The organism is Cetobacterium somerae (assembly GCF_022430525.1).
Lineage (GTDB): Bacteria > Fusobacteriota > Fusobacteriia > Fusobacteriales > Fusobacteriaceae > Cetobacterium_A.
Genome location: NZ_CP092521.1, coordinates 59582 through 78125, shown reverse-complemented (window position 1 = coordinate 78125; position 18544 = coordinate 59582). Strand labels below are relative to the sequence as shown.

Sequence of the window (18544 nt, the reverse complement as noted above, 5' to 3'; positions counted from 1 at the left end):
TGAAGCAGTCCAGATAAAAGAGAATAAAATAAAAATATACAAAGAGTTTTCTAAAGAACTTGGACTTCAAATTAAAATAAGTTTTGATAATGAGGAGATTCCTCAGGAGATTTTAATTTTAGATGGTGGAGAACAATTGACAGCAATAATAAAAGATTACGAGATTAAAAATTTATATTTAAAGATAGGAGATACTAAAAAGGCAGTTCAAAAAGATGAAATTGATATGACTATTATAGAAAATATAATGGAGCAGATAAAATCTCCGTTTTTTATAGATGAATTATGGTATCGAATTCAAGAGAGGGAAAGAATTGAAGAAAAATAATATGTTTTTAAGAAGAATTGAATTAAGTAGTGAAGAAGGATACTATTCAATATATTATTTAAACAATGATGATGAGATAGAGTATTTAAATATTTCTTATAATAGTTTTATTAATAGAAATGAAGATGAATATAAATACATAGAGTATTATTTAGATGATGAATACGCTTTAGAGTATTGGGAATTTTCTCTAGAGAATGTAGGAGTTATTAGAAGTATTTTTAATGAATCCTCTTATGAAGATATAACTTTTGATATAACTGATAAAAATATAATAAAGATAGAAGTTTTTGAAAATGCTACAAACAATTTAATATCTCAGAGAATTGTAACATCTAGTGGATACAATACTCTTGTTATTAATCCAGCTTTAAAGGAGTACTGTGTAGAAAATTTTGAATTTGTAAAAAATGGTTATCGTTATCTTTATAATGAAAAGGACGTTTTACTAGAAGAGCAGGAGTATTCTAATGGTGAGATTGTTGGGACTTCTAAATATTATTATGAGGATGGAAGTTTAAAGTTTTTAATAAATTTAAATCAAACAATAGAATTTTACGAAACTGGTGAATTAAAAAGTAAAGCATATAACTTTAAAAAGTTTTCAAAAATTGTGGAATACTATTTAAATGGAAATTTGATGAGTGTAGGAACTCTTAACCATAATAATGAATACATTGGAATGGGCTGGACCTTTTATGAAAATGGTCAGCTAAAAAAAATCTGTTCCTATGTGGACAACTTAATCGATGGAGAGTATAAAGATTACTACGATAATGGAGTTTTGAAAACGGATAGTTTTTATGTTCTAGGAAAAGAAAATTGTGAGTTTAGAAGTTTTTATAACAATGGCCAGGTGGAGTGTATTATAGATTTAGAAGATGGAAAACGTTGTGGACAGTTTTTAAAATACTATAAGTCTGGAAAATTAGAGGATGAGACTTACTATACTAACAATGCTCCAATAAGTGACTCATATCTTTACTATGAAAGTGGAGGTTTGTATGCCAAGTTGACTTATGAAGAGGGACTAAGAGTTGGAATATCCCGGTGGTTTTATGAAACAGGAGAACTAAAGACTATTAACAAATATGATTTAATAGAGGGATATTCATATTTAAACTATTCCAAATCATACTATAAATCTGGAGCAATAGAGAGTTATACTCAGTGGGAAGAGGCTCTTTGTGAGCATAACCAAGAGGACTATTCATACAATATGCTAAGAGGATATGAGAGGATAAGTGTCTCTTACTATGAAAATGGAAATTTAAGAAAAAAACAAAAGATAGTTGAAGAAAATAGATACTCTATAGAGCGTTATGATGAAAATGGGATTTTAATGCAAAAAGGAACTTTCTTTAGAGATAAAAATATTTTCTATTGGATAGGAGAGCTACTGACATTCAATCAAAATAAATCTTTAAAAATAGTAATGAATTATTCAGAAAATGGGATTATGAAAGAGGAACATGGATATGATGCAGATGGCAAATTAACATTTTCTAATTTTTTTAAAGAGAACGAGAAGTTAGATTATAGTTTAGATTTTGATGCTAAGAATAGAATTGTTGAAAGGTTTGAATATAACGATTTTGGAGATTTAGTATATCAAGAGCTTAATGATTATGATGAAGATAGTTATATAAGGGAGCTATTTACATATTTAGAAGATGATTCTTTTATAGTGAAAGTATATAAAATTGAATATAAAGATTTGCTATTTGAGTGGGATGAAATTATAAAAAAATATAATCCTACAGAAATAAAATATTACAATGAATTTGGACAGTTTCAGAAAAAGGAGAGCATAAATGAGTAATTATATAAAATCAAATCAAAAAAATAATGAGTTTTTAGAGAGCAACGAAGAAAATATTTTAAAATATGTGGATAAAAAAGGTGAATACTATTTAAACATTTTCAAAGGACCAAAAAATAAAATTAATTTTTGTGCCTTATTTTTAGGTCCTCTATGGATGGGATATAGACAGATGTATTTTGAAACTTTTATTGTTGGTTGTTGTGTTGCTTTATTAGGATTCTTAGCGATGATGTATGAATTATTTTCTTTAACAACTATTTCTACTTCTACTATCAGAAGTTTAAATTATGCTTTAATGGGATTGATGGGATTTTTTGGTAACTATATCTATTTCCTATCTTTGAAAAGAAGAATAACTAAGGGTGATGAAAAAATAGGAGTTTCAAAAATAGGAATTTTATATGGATTTCTTTTAGGTGTTTTAATGCCAATGGCCATTTCAGGAGCAACTGGAGTTATTTTAATGCTTTTGCTGAGAGATTAATATTATGAAGCGGTCGTATAAAAAATTAATAATAGGAATTTGTATAGCTATTTTTATATTTTTAACATCTTTTACATCTAAAATTAAAAGAAGAGAGGGATATATTGGTGTATATCCCTCTCTTAATTTCGAGATGAGTAGCAATAGTAGTGAAGGGACTTTATATATTGTTCTTGGAATGACCTTAGGTCCTTTAGCCTTTCCAGTATATATAGTAGATAGAACATCCTCTTTTATATATGATACTATTCTCTTTCCTGTGGATGCCTATAAGGAGTTTAGAGCTAACAATGGAAAAATTATTAAATACTATGAGGATGAGTTTAGAGTTGAATGGGTTGGAAGAGGAAAAATAAAGTCACTTTACACTGATAAAAAAAGATTGGAATACACTTTAAAAAATGGGAAATATGTAGGTGAATACTATGAGTACTTTGAGGATGGTAGTATCAAAGAGTTTTCTAATTGGAAAGATGGGAAGTTAGATGGAGTAAAAAAAACATATTACTCACCTAAAGAGATTCAAACAGATGAGGTTTGGAAAGATAATCAATTGATATCCTTAGTTTACTATGATTTTCATGGGAAGATATTGATTAAAATTTTTAATGATATACCTTTAAATAGATTTTTGAAAGAGGAGTATGAATATTTAAAGGATGTTACAATAGTTCAAGTTTTGAAATATGACTCTCCAATTGTCTTTGATATTAATGGAGCTAACAGATTTGGAAGTGGAACATGGATAAAAACACAAAATTTTAAAAATAATAGATTGGTTTATGAAGTTATGGATACTTATGATGGCGATAAAAGAACAGGGTTTAAAGAGGTTGAGTATTCAGAAAATGGAGATATTATTTATGAATGTGTTTTAAGTGAAGAGGAAGAAAACGAGTTATATAAAAAGTTTTATAAATTAGATAATTAAATAGAGATCTATTGAAGCGAGGGGAAATGGGAGAGATTTTAATAATTACATTTTTTATTATTTGGTGCTATCTGTGCTATGTTTATGATAGTTTTTATTCTGAGCCAGTGACTAAGGAAAAGTTAGAGAGTATTAAAGAGACTAGGGATATTTTATCTAAAAAAGATTTACTTATGTTGAGCAGAATTTATAAAAATATATTTTTATTGAAAAGTAGAGGTACGGTTACTCTTTTAGAGGGAGAGGTCAAGATAAAAGATCGAAGTTTTCGTGGGAAATATGGGATTAAATATACATATCCCTTCCATTACATCAATGATTGGAAAATAAATATTTTTAATACTCATTTTATAAATAAAGAGGAGTTCTTTTTAAAAAAAGGGGAGGTGGTAACTTTAAAAGGAGTTGTCGCTTCTGGGAGTTTTTATGTTATTGAGATAGATGGATTTAATATTTTAGATTATGTTAAAGAGATTAAAAGTTTTCCAAGCGAAAGAGATAAAACTGATCCAAATATTAGTAATCTTATTTTATCTTTTATACTTTTGTTTGTTGCTTTTTTTAATCCTTTTTCAAAACTAACGACTGTGTTTACTTCGGTTGTTGTGGGGTGTGCTATTGTTTTTAATTTAAGAGGTATATTTTTTTCAAAACTATATAAAATTGGAGATAAACTATGTAAGGTAGGGTACTTTCCAACTTTTTCAATAGATGATGTTATAACCAATGGGAGATTGACTACAAGAGTTAGTCGTCTTAGATGTATTGAGATCTTCATTTTTGCAACTTTAATAGTGAGTTTAATTTTTTCATTTAAAACTTTTAGAATCTATGGGGATGGATTACATAGAGATACTAGAAAAGAGATTATCATCGAGGAGGGGAAAGAGTATAGCTTTTCAGATTTTGGAATAGGGGACAAGTTAATTTTAAAAAAAGTTCGAGCTATGTCAAAAGATTCAACTGATATAATCTATATTTTAAAAAAAGAAAATCCGAGTGAAGATAGGAAAATATTGACTCTGCTTAAAGAACTTCCACTATACCCTTTAAGAAATGAAAGGAATATTTCTCTAGGTGACGTCTATAATTTTTATGAAAAAGAGATTGAGTTTTTTAAAGAGCAAAGAGAGATTAGAAAAAATGATTTTATGCTTAAAATAGATTTGATACCTGAAAATATAAGGCGTTACTATAGCTTTTCAAATGGAGGTATCAGTTATGATCTATTAAAAAAAAATTCAAAACAAGTTTTAGAATTTATAAATGGAACGGAGTTTAGCACAGCAGGGATTATAACAAAAAAAAATAAAATGACTGAAGTAATAACTTTAGATGCCTCTAAAAAAGATTTTGGTGAAGAGGAGTTTCAAAATTTAAGAGTGATGTTTAAACTTTATATTTTAATCGCTTTGCTATATCTATGTCTGTTTTTTACATATCTATACAAATATTGGTTTATAAAAAATAAATTGGAAGAAGCTGAAGATATTTAGGAGAGATATATGAAGAAAAAACAAAAATTTAAGTTTATTTTATTTGGAATTATTATCTTTATTTTTTTTAAAAGTTGCTTCAATTATGAAAAAAATCCTCCTGAAATTTTTGGAGATACTATCCATTGGAAAGGGAATACCTATACTATCTCTCAAGGTGGACATAAAGAGGGAGAAAGAATAGCTAAAGGAGATGGATTCTCTCTCTTTAGTACAGGGGACCCAACAGAAACATTTATAGTTTATAGATCTTTTTTAGATAATGCACTATATGTAAAAGAGGATTTTAAAATACCTACAGAGGGAAAGATAACCAAACTATCTTGGGGATATAAAATTTTTACTGATAAAGAGTTGTGTGATACTATTTCTAAAATATTAGAAGAGATTAAAAATTTAGAAATAAATAGATATGAATCAGAAGATCCACTTTTTAGATTAAAACCAGGTTTAGTTATGAGGAACTTATATGTTGCATATGAAGACACATACGTTCCAACTAAATATAAGGGAGAGATAGGAGTTATTAATGGAAAGTGGGCAATAACAACTAGTACTGAAGAAGAGATTCAAAAAGGAATAGTTATATATAAAGCTAATTATGTTCTTATTCCAGAAAACTATGTGAATGTTTTAGAAGACTACTTAAAAATAGGGGTGTAGTATGAAGAAATTTTATTATAAACTTTTAATACCTATGATTTTTTTGTTTCAATTAAATTTATATGGAGATTCAATCCACAAAGATTTAGAGTTGGAGTTGTATAAAGATGAGACAATGAGAATTAACGGAGTTTTAAAGTTTGAAAAAAATAAAAATAAATATGATGTTATTTTTGAAATACCAGAAGAAAATTTGAGCACAGTTTTAGATACTTTAAATATGAAAAAAGAGATTAAAAGTGTCTTTTTATATGACCTTAACAAAGATAATATTAAAGAGATATTTGTTATTTATAATGAAAATAATAAAAACTCTTTAGAGGGGTATTCGTTAGGGAATTTATATATAGGAGAGAATGAGTATGAAGGCGAGGAAGTGATAGACTTTTTTAAAACACTTAATATTGCTACATCTCAAAAGTTAAATAAAAAAATTGAAAATATTCAAAATTTTAATGCTAGTTTAGCTAAAAAAGAGCTAGAACAGCTGATACCTTACTATAAAGTTGTGAATTTTAATGATTATAATATTTGGGATGTTTCAAAACGAGTGGGAAGAGATGAGTATAATAGTAAGGCTTATCTCTATCAATACGAACTTATTCCTCAAGATTATGAAAAATTTGATCTCCAAAAATATTTTAAAATCTATTCACTTGATAAATTGAATTTTATAAAAAATATTGGAAGTAGTGTGATATTTAGTGATGGGAATTACTATTTTCTTTTTCAAATTCAGAGATTGGGGCTAATAACTTTAGAAGAAGTTTTTCAAGGGGAGATAACAGGGAAAAATATTCTAAAAAATGGAGAATATTTTAATGAATATGAAAATGGAAACTATGAAAGGGATAGGAAAACTGGAGTTTGGAACTCCTATGAGTATTCAGAGGATTTAAAACGTTATCTTCCTGTGAAAAAATATTTTACTAATGGAGTGCTGATTAGAAAAGATATTCTATATAGAAGATCAGAAGAGCTACACATATTTTCCTCAACTACTTACAATTCTAAAAATGAAGTAGTGGAGATAAAGTATTCTGAAGAAAATGGAGAGGTATCACAAATTAAAACTTATAAAGACTCTATTTTGGAGAAGGTTATAAACTATTCTCACTATAAAAGAGCGTACTCAATATATGATAAATTAGTTAATCCTAAAACTGGATATGAGTATTATAAAGCTCGTGAGTCTTTAACACAGTTTAAAGATTTAAATCTTTTAGATGCAAAATTGGAAAATGAGGAGCTTAATCTGTATTCTCTAAAGAACTCTAATAATAAAGAGATTTTTATAGTATTTCAAAACTACTCTCCTGGAAAAACTTCTCAAGATGGGATTCGTTGGTATGAAGACCCACTTAAATATTTTGGAATAAAAGAAATTTTTTATGGAAAAAGAAAAAGTGAAAAAATAAAATCTTATGAAGATATAGTTAAAGATGGGTATTTTGAAGAGTTTAATTTAGGGTATTTCCCAGGGGCAGCATCTATAACAGGGTCACCATACAACGCAGAAACTGTTATAAAAAGTGGATACTTTGAAAATGGATTAGAAAGTGGAATTTGGAAAAATTATGATTCTTCTAGAGGTGATTTAATATCATCTCTTAACTATGTTAAAGGAGTATTAGACGGTCCATATGAAATATATTTTTCCAATGGAGCATTAAAAGAAAATGGTGAGTATAGAAATGGGGTAAAAGTTGTTTTGTGGGAAGCTGGACCTCAGTACTGGCCATCATATTAGCTAAAGTAAAGTTGGAGTTGTATAAAAAACTGCTTTAGGAGGAAGATGTGAAAAAATATTTAATTTTGATTATACTATTATTTGTTAGTGCGTGTGATAAAAATGAAGTGACAAAGATATATTATAAAAGTGGGCAATTAAAAACTGAGTTAATCTATGAAAAAGGAAAAGATAATGGGATTGTTAAAGATTATTTTGAAAGTGGAGAACTTCAAAGTGAAAGAGTATATAAGAGTGGAGAATTAAATGGAGTGACTAAAATATATTATAAAAACGGTAAAGTATATGGGGAGTTCACATATAAAGATGGAAAGTTAAATGGTATTGCAAAGGATTATTATGAGAATGGTCAATTGAGAACAGAAGCATTTTATAAGGATGATATAGAGGATGGAGTTGTTAAAATATATTATGAAAATGGACAACTAAAAACTGAAATGTTTTGTAAAGTTGGAGAAGCAGATAGAATTATTGAAAGCTATTACGAGAATGGAAAGATTAAAAATTAAGATACTGAAGAGCAAAAAATAAAAAATTTGAAAATGAACTAGGGTATTTTATCCTAGTTCATTTTTTAGTATAAAATAATATTTTTAAGTATTGAAATCAGTCAATAAATACATTAAAATTAATATATGTTATTTAATGGAGGGTTACAGTGAAGAAGTTGATTATTTTCTTTATTATTGTTATACAATACGCTTACTCTAACTCAATAAAAGTTTACTCTTCACATTCGATAGAAACTTTATACCCCCTAATCAAAGAGTTCGAATCGAATTATAATTGCAAGGTTGAAGTGGAGATTGGAGGAACAGGGGAGTTGGTCAATAAAGTTTTAAAGCAACAAAAGCAAGACTATCCTGACGTATTTTTTGGTGGAACAACTCTTTCTGTAGCTCCATTAAATCACATTATAAAAGAGTCATACTCTTTTTCAATAATTCCAAATGTCTTGTTGGTGAATAAAAATATAAAAAAAGATATTGTTATTGAAGGGTACAAGGATCTTTTAGATCCTAGACTAAAAGGGAGAATAGCTTATTCAAACCCAAAGGTGTCGTCCTCATCTTTTGAACATTTAGTAAATATTTTATATGTAATGGATGAACCTTGGAGCTTTATAAAAAAATTATTAAAAAATACAGATAATATATACTTAGAATCCTCTCAAGATGTGGTGGAAAAAGTTGTAAATGGAAAGAGTATAGTGGGGTTAACTCATGAAGTTGCAGCGATAAAAGCTATGGGAAAAAACAGTAGTTTAGAGATTGTATATATGAAAGAGGGTGTGCTAGCTGAAAGTGACGGAGTCTATGTTTTAAACAAAAACTCTTGCAAAGAGGCTTTTACAAAATTTTTAAGTAGCTATGACACTCAACTTTTTTCCAACATTTCGTTGAATAGAAGAAGTGTTAGAGATGATATATTTTTCAGTAGAAAATTAAATACATTAAAAAATAGGGTTTTCATAGATCCAAACCAGTTTGAGATAGAAAAAAATAGATCTCTTTGGATTGAAAACTTTGATAACCTATTAAAGGAAAATAACCATGTCTCAAAATAAATTTGTGAGTTTAAAAAAACAGATAAAAGATTTTCTGATACTTTATTTTATATTTCCTATTATTTTCCTGTCTCTAATTGGGTATGTTGTGATCTACTCTCTACAATATTCAGCTATAAAAAAGGAGAGTCAAAAGGAGTTTAACTTTATCCAAAAGAGTTTGGATGAGTTGCTATCTAAATATGATTTAGCGCTGAAAGAGTTAAAAAATAGGAGTTTAGATTTTGAAAATATTTATAAGATAAAAAACGAGTTTGATTTAAAAGGAAATTTCATAGTTTTAGATAAAAATTTTAAACCAACTATTGAAAGCAGCCCTCTTGTTAGGGGAAGCAGTTTAAATCCCAATTGGGGGATTTTAAAAAAACTGAAAAATAGTGAGGGGATAATTTTAGAGTCTGAAGAGATGAGATTTCTAAATGAGAAAAAAACCATATTGACAATGGGTAGCAAAGTTAAAAATTTAGCGGATAAAAGTTACAACTACATCCTTTTTTATGTTTCAGATTCAGAAATTGAGGATATTTTTAAAAAAATTGAGATCAACGGCAACTATATTTTTACAGATAAAAATGGATATATTTTAAAGAGAAATACAAATAACTACTCAGATAATCTAAATAGAGTGAAGCTGCCAGTTAATAAGAAAAATATTTTTTTTAAATCAGGAGTATATAATTCTAAACTGTATATCTATATCTACAGAGATTTAGATTTTATGTTAGTTAAAATTTTTGAGCAGATTGTTTATTTTATAACGATTTTTATATTCTTAATTACGTGCATATTTTTGACAATAAACTATTTTATCAATAAAAAACTAGCTGTGATTGATAAGATAATCGGTGCTATAAAAAGTACTGGAAAAGGGGAGCTAAATAACTTTTTAGAGGTGGAAACCAATGATGAGCTTAGAATTATAGCGACCTCTTACAATAAGATGTTACTAGATATAAAAAATCTTATTGAGATAAATAAAAGAGAGTTTGAAAACAACATCAATTTAGAGATTAAACAGTTGGAGAGTCAATTTAATCCTCATTTTCTATTTAATACACTGGAGATGTTAAAGTACACCATAAAAAAAGATGTGAAAATGAGCAATAAAATTATTTTAAATATCTCATCTATTCTTAGATTCAGTATTGATAATAGAAAGACTATCGTTTCATTAGATGAAAATATAAAGTTTATAGAGAGCTATTTAGAGATTCAAAAATATAGATTTGGAGAGGATTTCTCCTACACCATAGATATAGAGAGTAATTTAAATAATCAAAAAACACCTAAACTTATATTTCAACCAATAGTTGAAAACTCAATAAAATATGGGTTCTCTTCAAAGGATAAACTTCATATAGATATAAGAGGAAAGTTACAAAAAGGAAGACTAGTTATCTACTTTTTAGATGATGGAGATGGACTTTCTAAAGATGAGTTAATGGAGATAAGAAAAAATTTGAAAAAAGATAATGTGACTAACCACATAGGGCTATATAATGTAAACAGAAGAATAAAGTTACACTATGGAGAGAAATACGGGGTAAAAATTTTGAGTAGAAAGGGAAGAGGAACTCTTGTGAAAATAGTTTTACCTTAGGATATGGAGTAAGAATGATAAAAGTTTTAGTTGTAGAGGATGAAAAGATAATAAGAGAGGGTCTGATAGAAAGTATTTCTTGGGATCTATTAAATTGTAAAATAGTTGGGCAGGGGAAAAATGGTAAAGAGGGATTGGAGCTCATAAAAACTTTAAATCCTGACCTTGTGATAACAGATATAAAGATGCCGATACTAGATGGACTGGAAATGATTGAGCAGGCCATGGAAGAGGGGTTTCAATTTAAAGCTATAATTTTAAGTAGCTATAGTGAGTTTGAATATGCAAAAAAAGGGATTCAACTTGGAGTTTTAGATTATATACTGAAACCTTTAGATGAGGATATTCTTTTAGAGACAATTGAAAAATTTAGAAATAATTTTTATAAAAGTGAAAGTGATTCCATAAGTAGATATCTGAGTGAGGAGTACAATATTTTTGTTAGAAAAACAGTTCAGATAATTTTAGATAGATATGTAACAAAGCTGAGTATAAAAGAGATTGCTTTAGAGCTAGATGTAAGCGCAAGCTATCTGAGTAGAAAAATTAAGGAAGAGACAGATGAAACATTTTTAGATATTTTAAATAAACATAGAGTCTCTAAAAGTATTTTGCTTTTAAAAGAGGAGATATATAAACTCTATGAGATCTCTGAGATGGTTGGATTTTCTGACTATAAACATTTTTGCACTGTATTTAAAAAATATTTTAATATACCCCCAGGGGATTTTTTAAGGAGGAGAGATGAATAAAAAGATTAAAGTTTTATCAGCGGTATTAGGGTTTATTATGTTAACAGGGTGTAGCTCAACAAGTAAGTACCCAAGTTCAAATGATCAAGAGAAGATTGCTCAGTTGACACAAACAGGGATCCACTACTATTGGCATGGTGGAGATTTAAGTAAAGCTGAAAAGGAGTTCTTCAAAGGGATTACATTAAAGGGGAAATACGATGTAGTTGAAAACTCATTTGCAGAAGCTAGTGCTCTTAGTCCTTACAGAACAGATTTAAGATTTGGTATTGCATCAACTCAAATAATTCAAAAGAAAACACCAGAAGCTCTTCAAACATATAGAGATATTTTAGTTATGTATCCAGATAATTTTGAGGCTGGAATTCTTCTTGCAGGGTACTCTAAACAGATGGGGGATATGAAAACATTTAACGAAACAATTGAGGTTCTAAAAAAGAATCATCCAGAAAAAACTCAATCATACTTAGAGAAGTTTGCTATGGCTGATAACTTTTCAAAGGCAAAGTTAAACACAGAGGCTTTCAAAGTTAATGGGAACCATGCCATTGTAATTTTAGGATATGCTTTAGGTGAGGGTGGAGTTATGAAACCGACTTTAGTTGAGAGATTAAAGAAGGGGTATGAGTTATACAAGAAAAATCCAAAGTCACCAATAATTGTTTCAGGAGGAGTTCAAAAGGGTGGAGTTACAGAGGCTTTCCTAATGAGAAACTGGTTAGTTTCAAAGGGAGTTCCAGCTAAACAGATCTATATGGATGACTTAGCTAAAGATACTGTTGGAAATGCTATCTATTCAACTGAGATTTTAGCAACTTTAAAACCTGAGAAGGTAACTCTTATAAGTAGTGCAAGCCATATTAGAAGAGGGCTAAGTGTGTTCCAAGAGGCTGCTAACTTAAAGGGATTAAATGTTGAGTACTCAAACTTAGTTTACTTAGATTATCCATCTTTAGAGGAAGCGCAAAAAGTTTCTGAAGCTGAAAAATTAGTTATCTATAGAGATTTAATTAGAACATCTGGAATCTGGGCGTACCCTGGAATTCAGCAATAATCAGATAAAAAATGAGAAAAATATTTTCCTCATTTTATTTTTACTATTATAAAAAAATAAAGAAGCCTCTGGGGGGGAGAGGCTTCAATGGGGGGATTAAAATTATTTTACTTTTAACACTTTTTATAATACTTGGACCATAGATTTTATAAAAAAGTTTTAAAAGTTATAAATTTTTTAAAACTTCAAAAGTGTTACTTTTTTGTTTGTAGAATCCAGTTCAACTTCTCCTCCAATAGGAAGAGTTATCATAGGATGAGTGTGACAACAGTCGAACTCAGCTAAAAAAGGAATCTTTGTATCTCCAAGAACCTCTAGCAAAATTTCATAAGGTTTTTTTCCGCTGTTTTGATCATTGAAAAGCTCGTGTTTACCTAAAATAATTCCACTGACTTTTTCAAAAACTTTATTAAGCTTTAAAAAGGAAAAACTTCGTTCTATATCAGCAGCAGATTTTAAAGAGTCCTCAATGAAAAGAATATCCCCTTTTTTAATTTCAGGCATATATTCGCTTCCCCAAATTCCATACATTGTATTTAGATTTCCACCTATTAATCGTCCTGAAACTTTCCCTGGAGTAACAGTAACTAATTTGTTCTCGTAAGTAGTTTTAGAGGTATTTTGATCCTCCCAATTTATAAACATATCAGTATATTTGTCAGGAGTTTTAAATGTATAAGGTAGATTTAAGTTATTCATTAAAATATCTGAAAAGTATGAGAAAGTTTCTTCGACTAATGGTGGGAACTCTCCAAAGCTTGCCACAAGAGCGGGACCATAAAAAGTTATAATACCTGTTTTGGCATATATACCCAATAGAATTGCAGTTACATCAGAGTATCCTATAAATATTTTTGGATTTTTTTTAATTTCCTCAAAATTTAAATAAGGCAAAATAGAGTTTGAATTACTTCCACCAATAGTTGACATTATGCATTTAACCTCTTTATTTTCAATAAGAGTATTTAGTTCATTGGCTCTTTCAACAATACTTCCAGATCTATAGCCTTGACTTTTTCCTGAAAGATTTCCAGAAATTAATTTGAATCCTTTACTTTCTAAAAAAATTTGAGCTCTTTTATATCGTGTAGGTGCAAAAAAAGTAGCTGGAGCAGATGGGGAATAATATCCAATAAGATCTCCTTTTTTTAATTTAAACATATAGCCTCCTGTGTTTTATTTTTTATATATTTTAAAAATCCATTTCAAAACTTTTTCTTTTCTTTTTCTCTATTTCAAAATCAACTAAATAGTTACCTAAGATTTTTCCTCTTAAATTAATATAATTTGTTTTTAAAGATGCTTTAGTAAATCTATTAGATATATCTTTTTCAGAATCTAAATCTCTTTTTAGCTTATTTGTCTCTTTAATAAAAAATTCATTAAGCTTAGATTTCTCTTTGAACATATCACTCTGTTTAGAGTACCTATCAGCAATATTATTTCTTAAATTATTAATTTTAGATATTTCTTCATGAAATTTTTTATCACCAATTGATCTTTGAATCTCTTTAAACTCTTTTTCTAATTTTAAAAGAGACGCATTAACATTTTTAAGTTCTTTATTCACTCTAGACAAAGCCCCTAAATGTAATAACTTTTTAGATAGAGTTGAGTATGAATCTCTTTTTATTTGTAACTCAATTCTTTTCTTATCTAAAACTTCATATTCTTTCATAGCTTTAAAGTATCTTCCCTTACTTAAACTATTTAAAGCTAGTCGTTCTATATCTTCAAATTTCATATTTTTAAAATAATTATAAATCTCAGATGACTTCGAGGCTTTTAAATGCGATTTAAAGCGTTCTGACTCGACTTTAGATAAATAGTGCTCGAAAACGTTATTATCCACCTTAACGAGCTTTTTACGAAGGATAAGAGCTGTTATTTGTCTATCCAACAGGATAGATTCTTGCAACTCTTTTTCTTTTAGCAATTTTGACTCTATACTTTTTTCAATTCTAATCTTTTTATTTTTCATTTCAGGAGTGGAATAATCGCTTTTTATCTTCTTAATTTGAGATAGAATAATTTTATTCGATTCGCTTAATCTCTCAATCTCTTTTTTAAAGAAATTTAACTTCTTCTCGCTACCATCTTTATACTTATAACCAGATTTATATATCATTAAGTTTAATTCATTAGAATCTAATTCTCTCTTTAACTTAGAGTACTCACCTTTAGTCAGAATATTTAAACTTGTAGTTTCTAAGTTTTCCAACTGTCTTGGAATATTTTTTAAGATCTTCTCAGCTTTTTTTATTTCATAGTTACTTTGATTAAATATATTAAACATAGTATTGAAACTATTTTTTAATTTTTCTTCTGCATAAACTTTAAACTCATTCTCTTGTATTGTTTCTTCAAATTGATCCAAATACTTTTCTAAATTAAGTTTATCATTGTTTAAATTTTTCAATAATAGATTTAAAGAATCTAATCTATTTTTCTCCATATTAAAACTACTTAAAAGCTCATGTTCAACTTTTAAGATCTGCATATTAATTCCTTCTAACTTCTCATGAGTGTCTAAAATATCTTGGTATTTACTATCGTTAAAAGTATTTAACTCTAAATCAATCTCTTTTATTGTGTCTTTTTTCAAAGATTTTTCAGCTTCTAATCTTTCTAATTTTAGAATTTCATCTTTTAATTCTTTTATTTCTCTAATTATTTTAAAATATTCTATTTTATCTTTATCCATTTTATTTAATTTATCTTTAGATTTTTTTAATAGATAACCATCTATTTGAACGGGGTCTCTATCTAAAGATTTAGCTAAAAAAATATCTCCTTTTTCTAAAGCAATCTCTCTTTGTTTCTCTAAAGTTTCACATGAAACTCTCTCATTACTTTTTTCATTTTCTAAATATTTATTTTGTATATCTTCCCAAAGTTTTCTTATCTCTAATAACTTTTCTATATTATTCCAACTTGTATTTTTCTTACAACCTCCATGTTCTGGAGATTTAGCATTAGCTCTTTTAAAAAAAATATCTTTATTTCGCTCAATTCCATCAAGTTCTCTTGGAGAAAACATTATATGAGCATGAGTATTTAAAATCTCTTTTTTGTATGAACTTTCTTTACTATGAATAGATACAGAATAGTGATATTTTCCCTCTAGAATAGTATCTATAAACTCATTTAAAAGCTCAATATTCTTCTCGTGAGATAGTTCATTAGGAAGAGATATTCTAATCTCTTTATACACTGTACCATTTATTCTTTCTTTATCATCACCAGCTACCCAAAATTCTTTAGGAGATTTGCACCAATTAGGCAAATTGTGATTAGTATATTTAATTTCATTTTGTTTATTAGCATATTTATTTTGTCCTAAAATATAGTCAATATGTGGTCCACCTTTTCCAATTGTACCATAAGATATATTCAAATGATAATTTGCCATGATTTCACCTCCTAAAAAAGTCGAAGACACCTGAAAGGTCAAACCTATCATTAAGACACGCAGTTTCTAGAAATTTGCCTTGGCAAAAACTAGAAACTATTAAGCGTGCACTCTGGTGACTTTTGTTGAGTATTTATACAAGGTTAATGATCAATTTCTTTGTATTTTTCTGAATTGTTTATTCTTCCTATTTTTTCAAAAAATGAAGATTTTAATACTTTAAATAAATAGCATAAAATTACTTAACTTTTCAAAGAAAGATTTAATCTAATGGAGAAGTACTATTATTTAACTATTGTACTTGCAATTTATATATATTTTTCCAAAGGAGTATTTTTTTAAAAGTTTATTTTTGAAAATATTTTTAATTCAGAAAATGCTCAGTTTATCTACGAAGATATTGTGATATTTTTAAGTGAATATGAGATTAGTATATTGCTGGTAATTTCTACTGTGAAAGTTGAAAAGGGTTTTAATCATAACGTAGCATCAATAGAATGGAAGAACTGTTACAGTGTAGCTTATGTATAAAAAAGATAAAATATTAAGTAAATCTATTTAAGATTTTAGTAAATGTTAAAGCAGGAGTTATATATTTTTTAAAGTATTTAAAGTTAAATACTACTAATTTAAGTTTAGTCTTAGTAAGCTATAATACTAGATGCAGTAATAGTCAAAAAGTATATGGTATAATAAAAATAATAGACAAATTAAAAAAAATTCTTTAAATGTGTTATATAGGGAATATAAAATAAAAAAGGCAGGTAGATAATGTATAGAGTATGTTTATTAGAAAAAGAGGAAGTTTTATTATTTAAAGAGATAGAAGACTATGAAAATACCTTTGTTTACATTAATGAATTAATAAAACAATTAGGAGAAAATAGAAAAATTGTAGTTCATGAAAATAGAAATGAAAAATGGGAAAAATTTGGTGAATGGAAATTAGAATAAATTAATTCTATTTTAAGCTGTCATTATTGACAGCTTTTTTAATACAAATTTTATTAGAAGAGGTCTTCAGTATGTGATTTTTAAGTTGCATATGATATAATAAATTATAATAAAAGGAAGTAATTTTATATTATTATTAGATTATAAAATTACTGTATATAAATTGGAGGAAGAAAAATGTCGAGTATAGCACAAAGAGCTGAATTGCAATCACAGATTTGGAAAATAGCTAATGATGTCCGTGGTTCAATAGATGGATGGGATTTTAAGCAATACGTTTTAGGAACGTTATTTTATAGATTTATTAGTGAGAACTTTTCTAATTATATTGAAGCTGGAGATGATAGCTTTAAATATGCAGATTTAAGTGATGATGTTATAACAGAGGATATTAAAGAGGACGCAATAAAAACAAAGGGATATTTTATCTATCCAAGCCAACTGTTCATTAACATTGCTAAAAATGCAAACAGTAATGAAAGTTTAAATACAGATTTAGCAGCAATATTTTCAGCTATTGAAAGTTCTGCTAATGGTTATCCTTCTGAATCTGATATAAAAGGATTGTTTGCTGATTTTGATACTACAAGTAATAGATTAGGAAATACAGTTAAAGATAAAAATAGTCGTTTAGCTGCTGTTATTAAAGGTGTTGAAGGTCTTAACTTTGGAGAGTTTGAAGACAATCATATAGATCTATTTGGTGATGCATATGAGTTTTTAATATCTAACTATGCAGCCAATGCAGGTAAATCTGGTGGAGAGTTCTTTACACCTCAAAGTGTATCTAAGCTTATTGCAAAATTAGCAACACATAACCAAAGCACAATAAATAAAATTTATGACCCTGCTGCTGGATCAGGTTCACTATTGCTACAAGCTAAGAAGCAATTTGATGACCATATTATTGAAGATGGTTTCTATGGACAAGAGATTAATCACACAACGTATAACCTTGCTCGTATGAATATGTTTTTACACAATGTAAACTACGATAAGTTTGATATAGCATTAGGAAATACTCTTTTAGATCCACATTTTGGAGATGAAAAACCATTTGATGCTATTGTATCAAATCCTCCATATTCAGTTAATTGGATTGGTAGTGATGACCCAACTCTTATCAATGATGAGCGTTTTGCCCCTGCTGGAGTATTAGCACCTAAATCTAAAGCAGACTTTGCTTTTGTTCTTCACTGTTTAAATTATCTTTCTAGTAAAGGTCGTGCTGCTATAGTTTGTTTCCCTGGAATATTCTATCGTGGTGGAGCAGAGCAGAAAATTAGAAAGTATCTAATTGAAAATAACTTTGTTGAGACAGTTATATCGTTAGCACCTAATCTTTTCTTTGGAACTTCAATAGCTGTTAATATTTTAATTCTTTCTAAGAGTAAAAAAGATTCTAAAACTCAATTTATAGATGCTAGTGGAGAGGATTTCTTCAAGAAAGAAACAAATAATAACATCTTAACAGATGAGCATATTGAAGAGATTCTGAGAATATTTGATACTAAAGAGGATATTGACCATGTTTCAAAATCTGTTGATAACTCTAAAATAGCTGAAGAGGATTACAATCTTTCTGTAAACACTTATGTAGAAGCAAAAGATACAAGAGAGGTTATAGATATAACAGAACTAAATGCTAAAATTGAAAAGACGGTAAGCAATATAGACAGGCTTCGTATTGAAATAGATAAGATAGTTGCAGAGATTGAGGTGGAGTAA

General features: G+C 28.1%; 16 protein-coding genes. 14 read left to right on the top strand and 2 right to left on the bottom strand.

Features of this window, described 5'->3' with window-relative positions:
- The first annotated feature begins 136 nt into the window (after positions 1-136).
- The 12 genes from MKD34_RS12740 to MKD34_RS12685 all read left to right on the top strand — a co-directional run bounded on the left by MKD34_RS12740 (position 137) and on the right by MKD34_RS12685 (position 12450).
- Positions 137-328 (top strand): hypothetical protein, encoded by a 192-nt coding sequence (locus MKD34_RS12740; protein WP_240221967.1) that lies wholly within the window; start codon positions 137-139, stop codon positions 326-328.
- Entirely contained in the window at positions 315-2150 is a 1836-nt protein-coding gene (locus MKD34_RS12735; protein WP_240221966.1) for a toxin-antitoxin system YwqK family antitoxin, read from the top strand. The genes MKD34_RS12740 and MKD34_RS12735 overlap by 14 nt, the downstream gene beginning before the upstream one ends.
- The gene (locus MKD34_RS12730; RefSeq protein WP_240221964.1) at positions 2143-2637 is read left to right on the top strand and encodes a DUF2628 domain-containing protein; all 495 of its coding nucleotides are present in this window, start codon (positions 2143-2145) and stop codon (positions 2635-2637) included. Before MKD34_RS12735 ends, MKD34_RS12730 begins: the two co-directional genes overlap by 8 nt.
- 4 nt (positions 2638-2641) lie before the next feature.
- Positions 2642-3568, top strand: a complete 927-nt coding sequence (locus MKD34_RS12725; protein ID WP_240221962.1) for a toxin-antitoxin system YwqK family antitoxin — start codon at positions 2642-2644, stop codon at positions 3566-3568.
- Positions 3569-3594: 26 nt separating this feature from the next.
- Entirely contained in the window at positions 3595-5064 is a 1470-nt protein-coding gene (locus MKD34_RS12720; RefSeq protein WP_240221960.1) for a hypothetical protein, read from the top strand.
- A gap of 9 nt (positions 5065-5073) precedes the next feature.
- Complete coding sequence (locus MKD34_RS12715) at positions 5074-5727, top strand: hypothetical protein (RefSeq protein WP_240221958.1); 654 nt, start codon at positions 5074-5076, stop codon at positions 5725-5727.
- A 1-nt stretch (position 5728) separates the two neighbouring features.
- A complete protein-coding gene (locus MKD34_RS12710; RefSeq protein WP_240221956.1) occupies positions 5729-7477 on the top strand; it encodes a toxin-antitoxin system YwqK family antitoxin in 1749 nt (582 codons plus the stop codon).
- Positions 7478-7524: 47 nt separating this feature from the next.
- Positions 7525-7986, top strand: coding sequence for a toxin-antitoxin system YwqK family antitoxin (locus MKD34_RS12705; RefSeq protein WP_240221954.1), 462 nt, complete (start codon positions 7525-7527; stop codon positions 7984-7986).
- Positions 7987-8135: 149 nt separating this feature from the next.
- The gene (locus MKD34_RS12700) at positions 8136-9044 is read left to right on the top strand and encodes a substrate-binding domain-containing protein (protein ID WP_240221952.1); all 909 of its coding nucleotides are present in this window, start codon (positions 8136-8138) and stop codon (positions 9042-9044) included.
- Between the two features lie 88 nt (positions 9045-9132).
- Positions 9133-10644, top strand: coding sequence for a sensor histidine kinase (locus MKD34_RS12695; protein ID WP_240221950.1), 1512 nt, complete (start codon positions 9133-9135; stop codon positions 10642-10644).
- Positions 10645-10658: 14 nt separating this feature from the next.
- Complete coding sequence (locus MKD34_RS12690) at positions 10659-11396, top strand: response regulator transcription factor (RefSeq protein WP_240221942.1); 738 nt, start codon at positions 10659-10661, stop codon at positions 11394-11396.
- The gene (locus tag MKD34_RS12685; RefSeq protein ID WP_240221940.1) at positions 11389-12450 is read left to right on the top strand and encodes an ElyC/SanA/YdcF family protein; all 1062 of its coding nucleotides are present in this window, start codon (positions 11389-11391) and stop codon (positions 12448-12450) included. The genes MKD34_RS12690 and MKD34_RS12685 overlap by 8 nt, the downstream gene beginning before the upstream one ends.
- A gap of 177 nt (positions 12451-12627) precedes the next feature.
- On the opposite strand, the gene MKD34_RS12680 is transcribed toward MKD34_RS12685, so the two are convergent.
- On the bottom strand, positions 12628-13611 hold the full coding sequence (locus MKD34_RS12680) for a S66 family peptidase (protein ID WP_240221938.1): 984 nt from the start codon (positions 13609-13611) through the stop codon (positions 12628-12630).
- A gap of 31 nt (positions 13612-13642) precedes the next feature.
- The gene (locus tag MKD34_RS12675) at positions 13643-15862 is read right to left on the bottom strand and encodes a MobA/MobL family protein (protein ID WP_240221930.1); all 2220 of its coding nucleotides are present in this window, start codon (positions 15860-15862) and stop codon (positions 13643-13645) included.
- 771 nt (positions 15863-16633) lie between these two features.
- On the opposite strand from MKD34_RS12675, the gene MKD34_RS12670 reads away from it, so the two are divergent.
- On the top strand, positions 16634-16816 hold the full coding sequence (locus MKD34_RS12670) for a hypothetical protein (protein WP_240221928.1): 183 nt from the start codon (positions 16634-16636) through the stop codon (positions 16814-16816).
- A gap of 177 nt (positions 16817-16993) precedes the next feature.
- Positions 16994-18544, top strand: a complete 1551-nt coding sequence (locus MKD34_RS12665; protein ID WP_240221926.1) for a type I restriction-modification system subunit M — start codon at positions 16994-16996, stop codon at positions 18542-18544.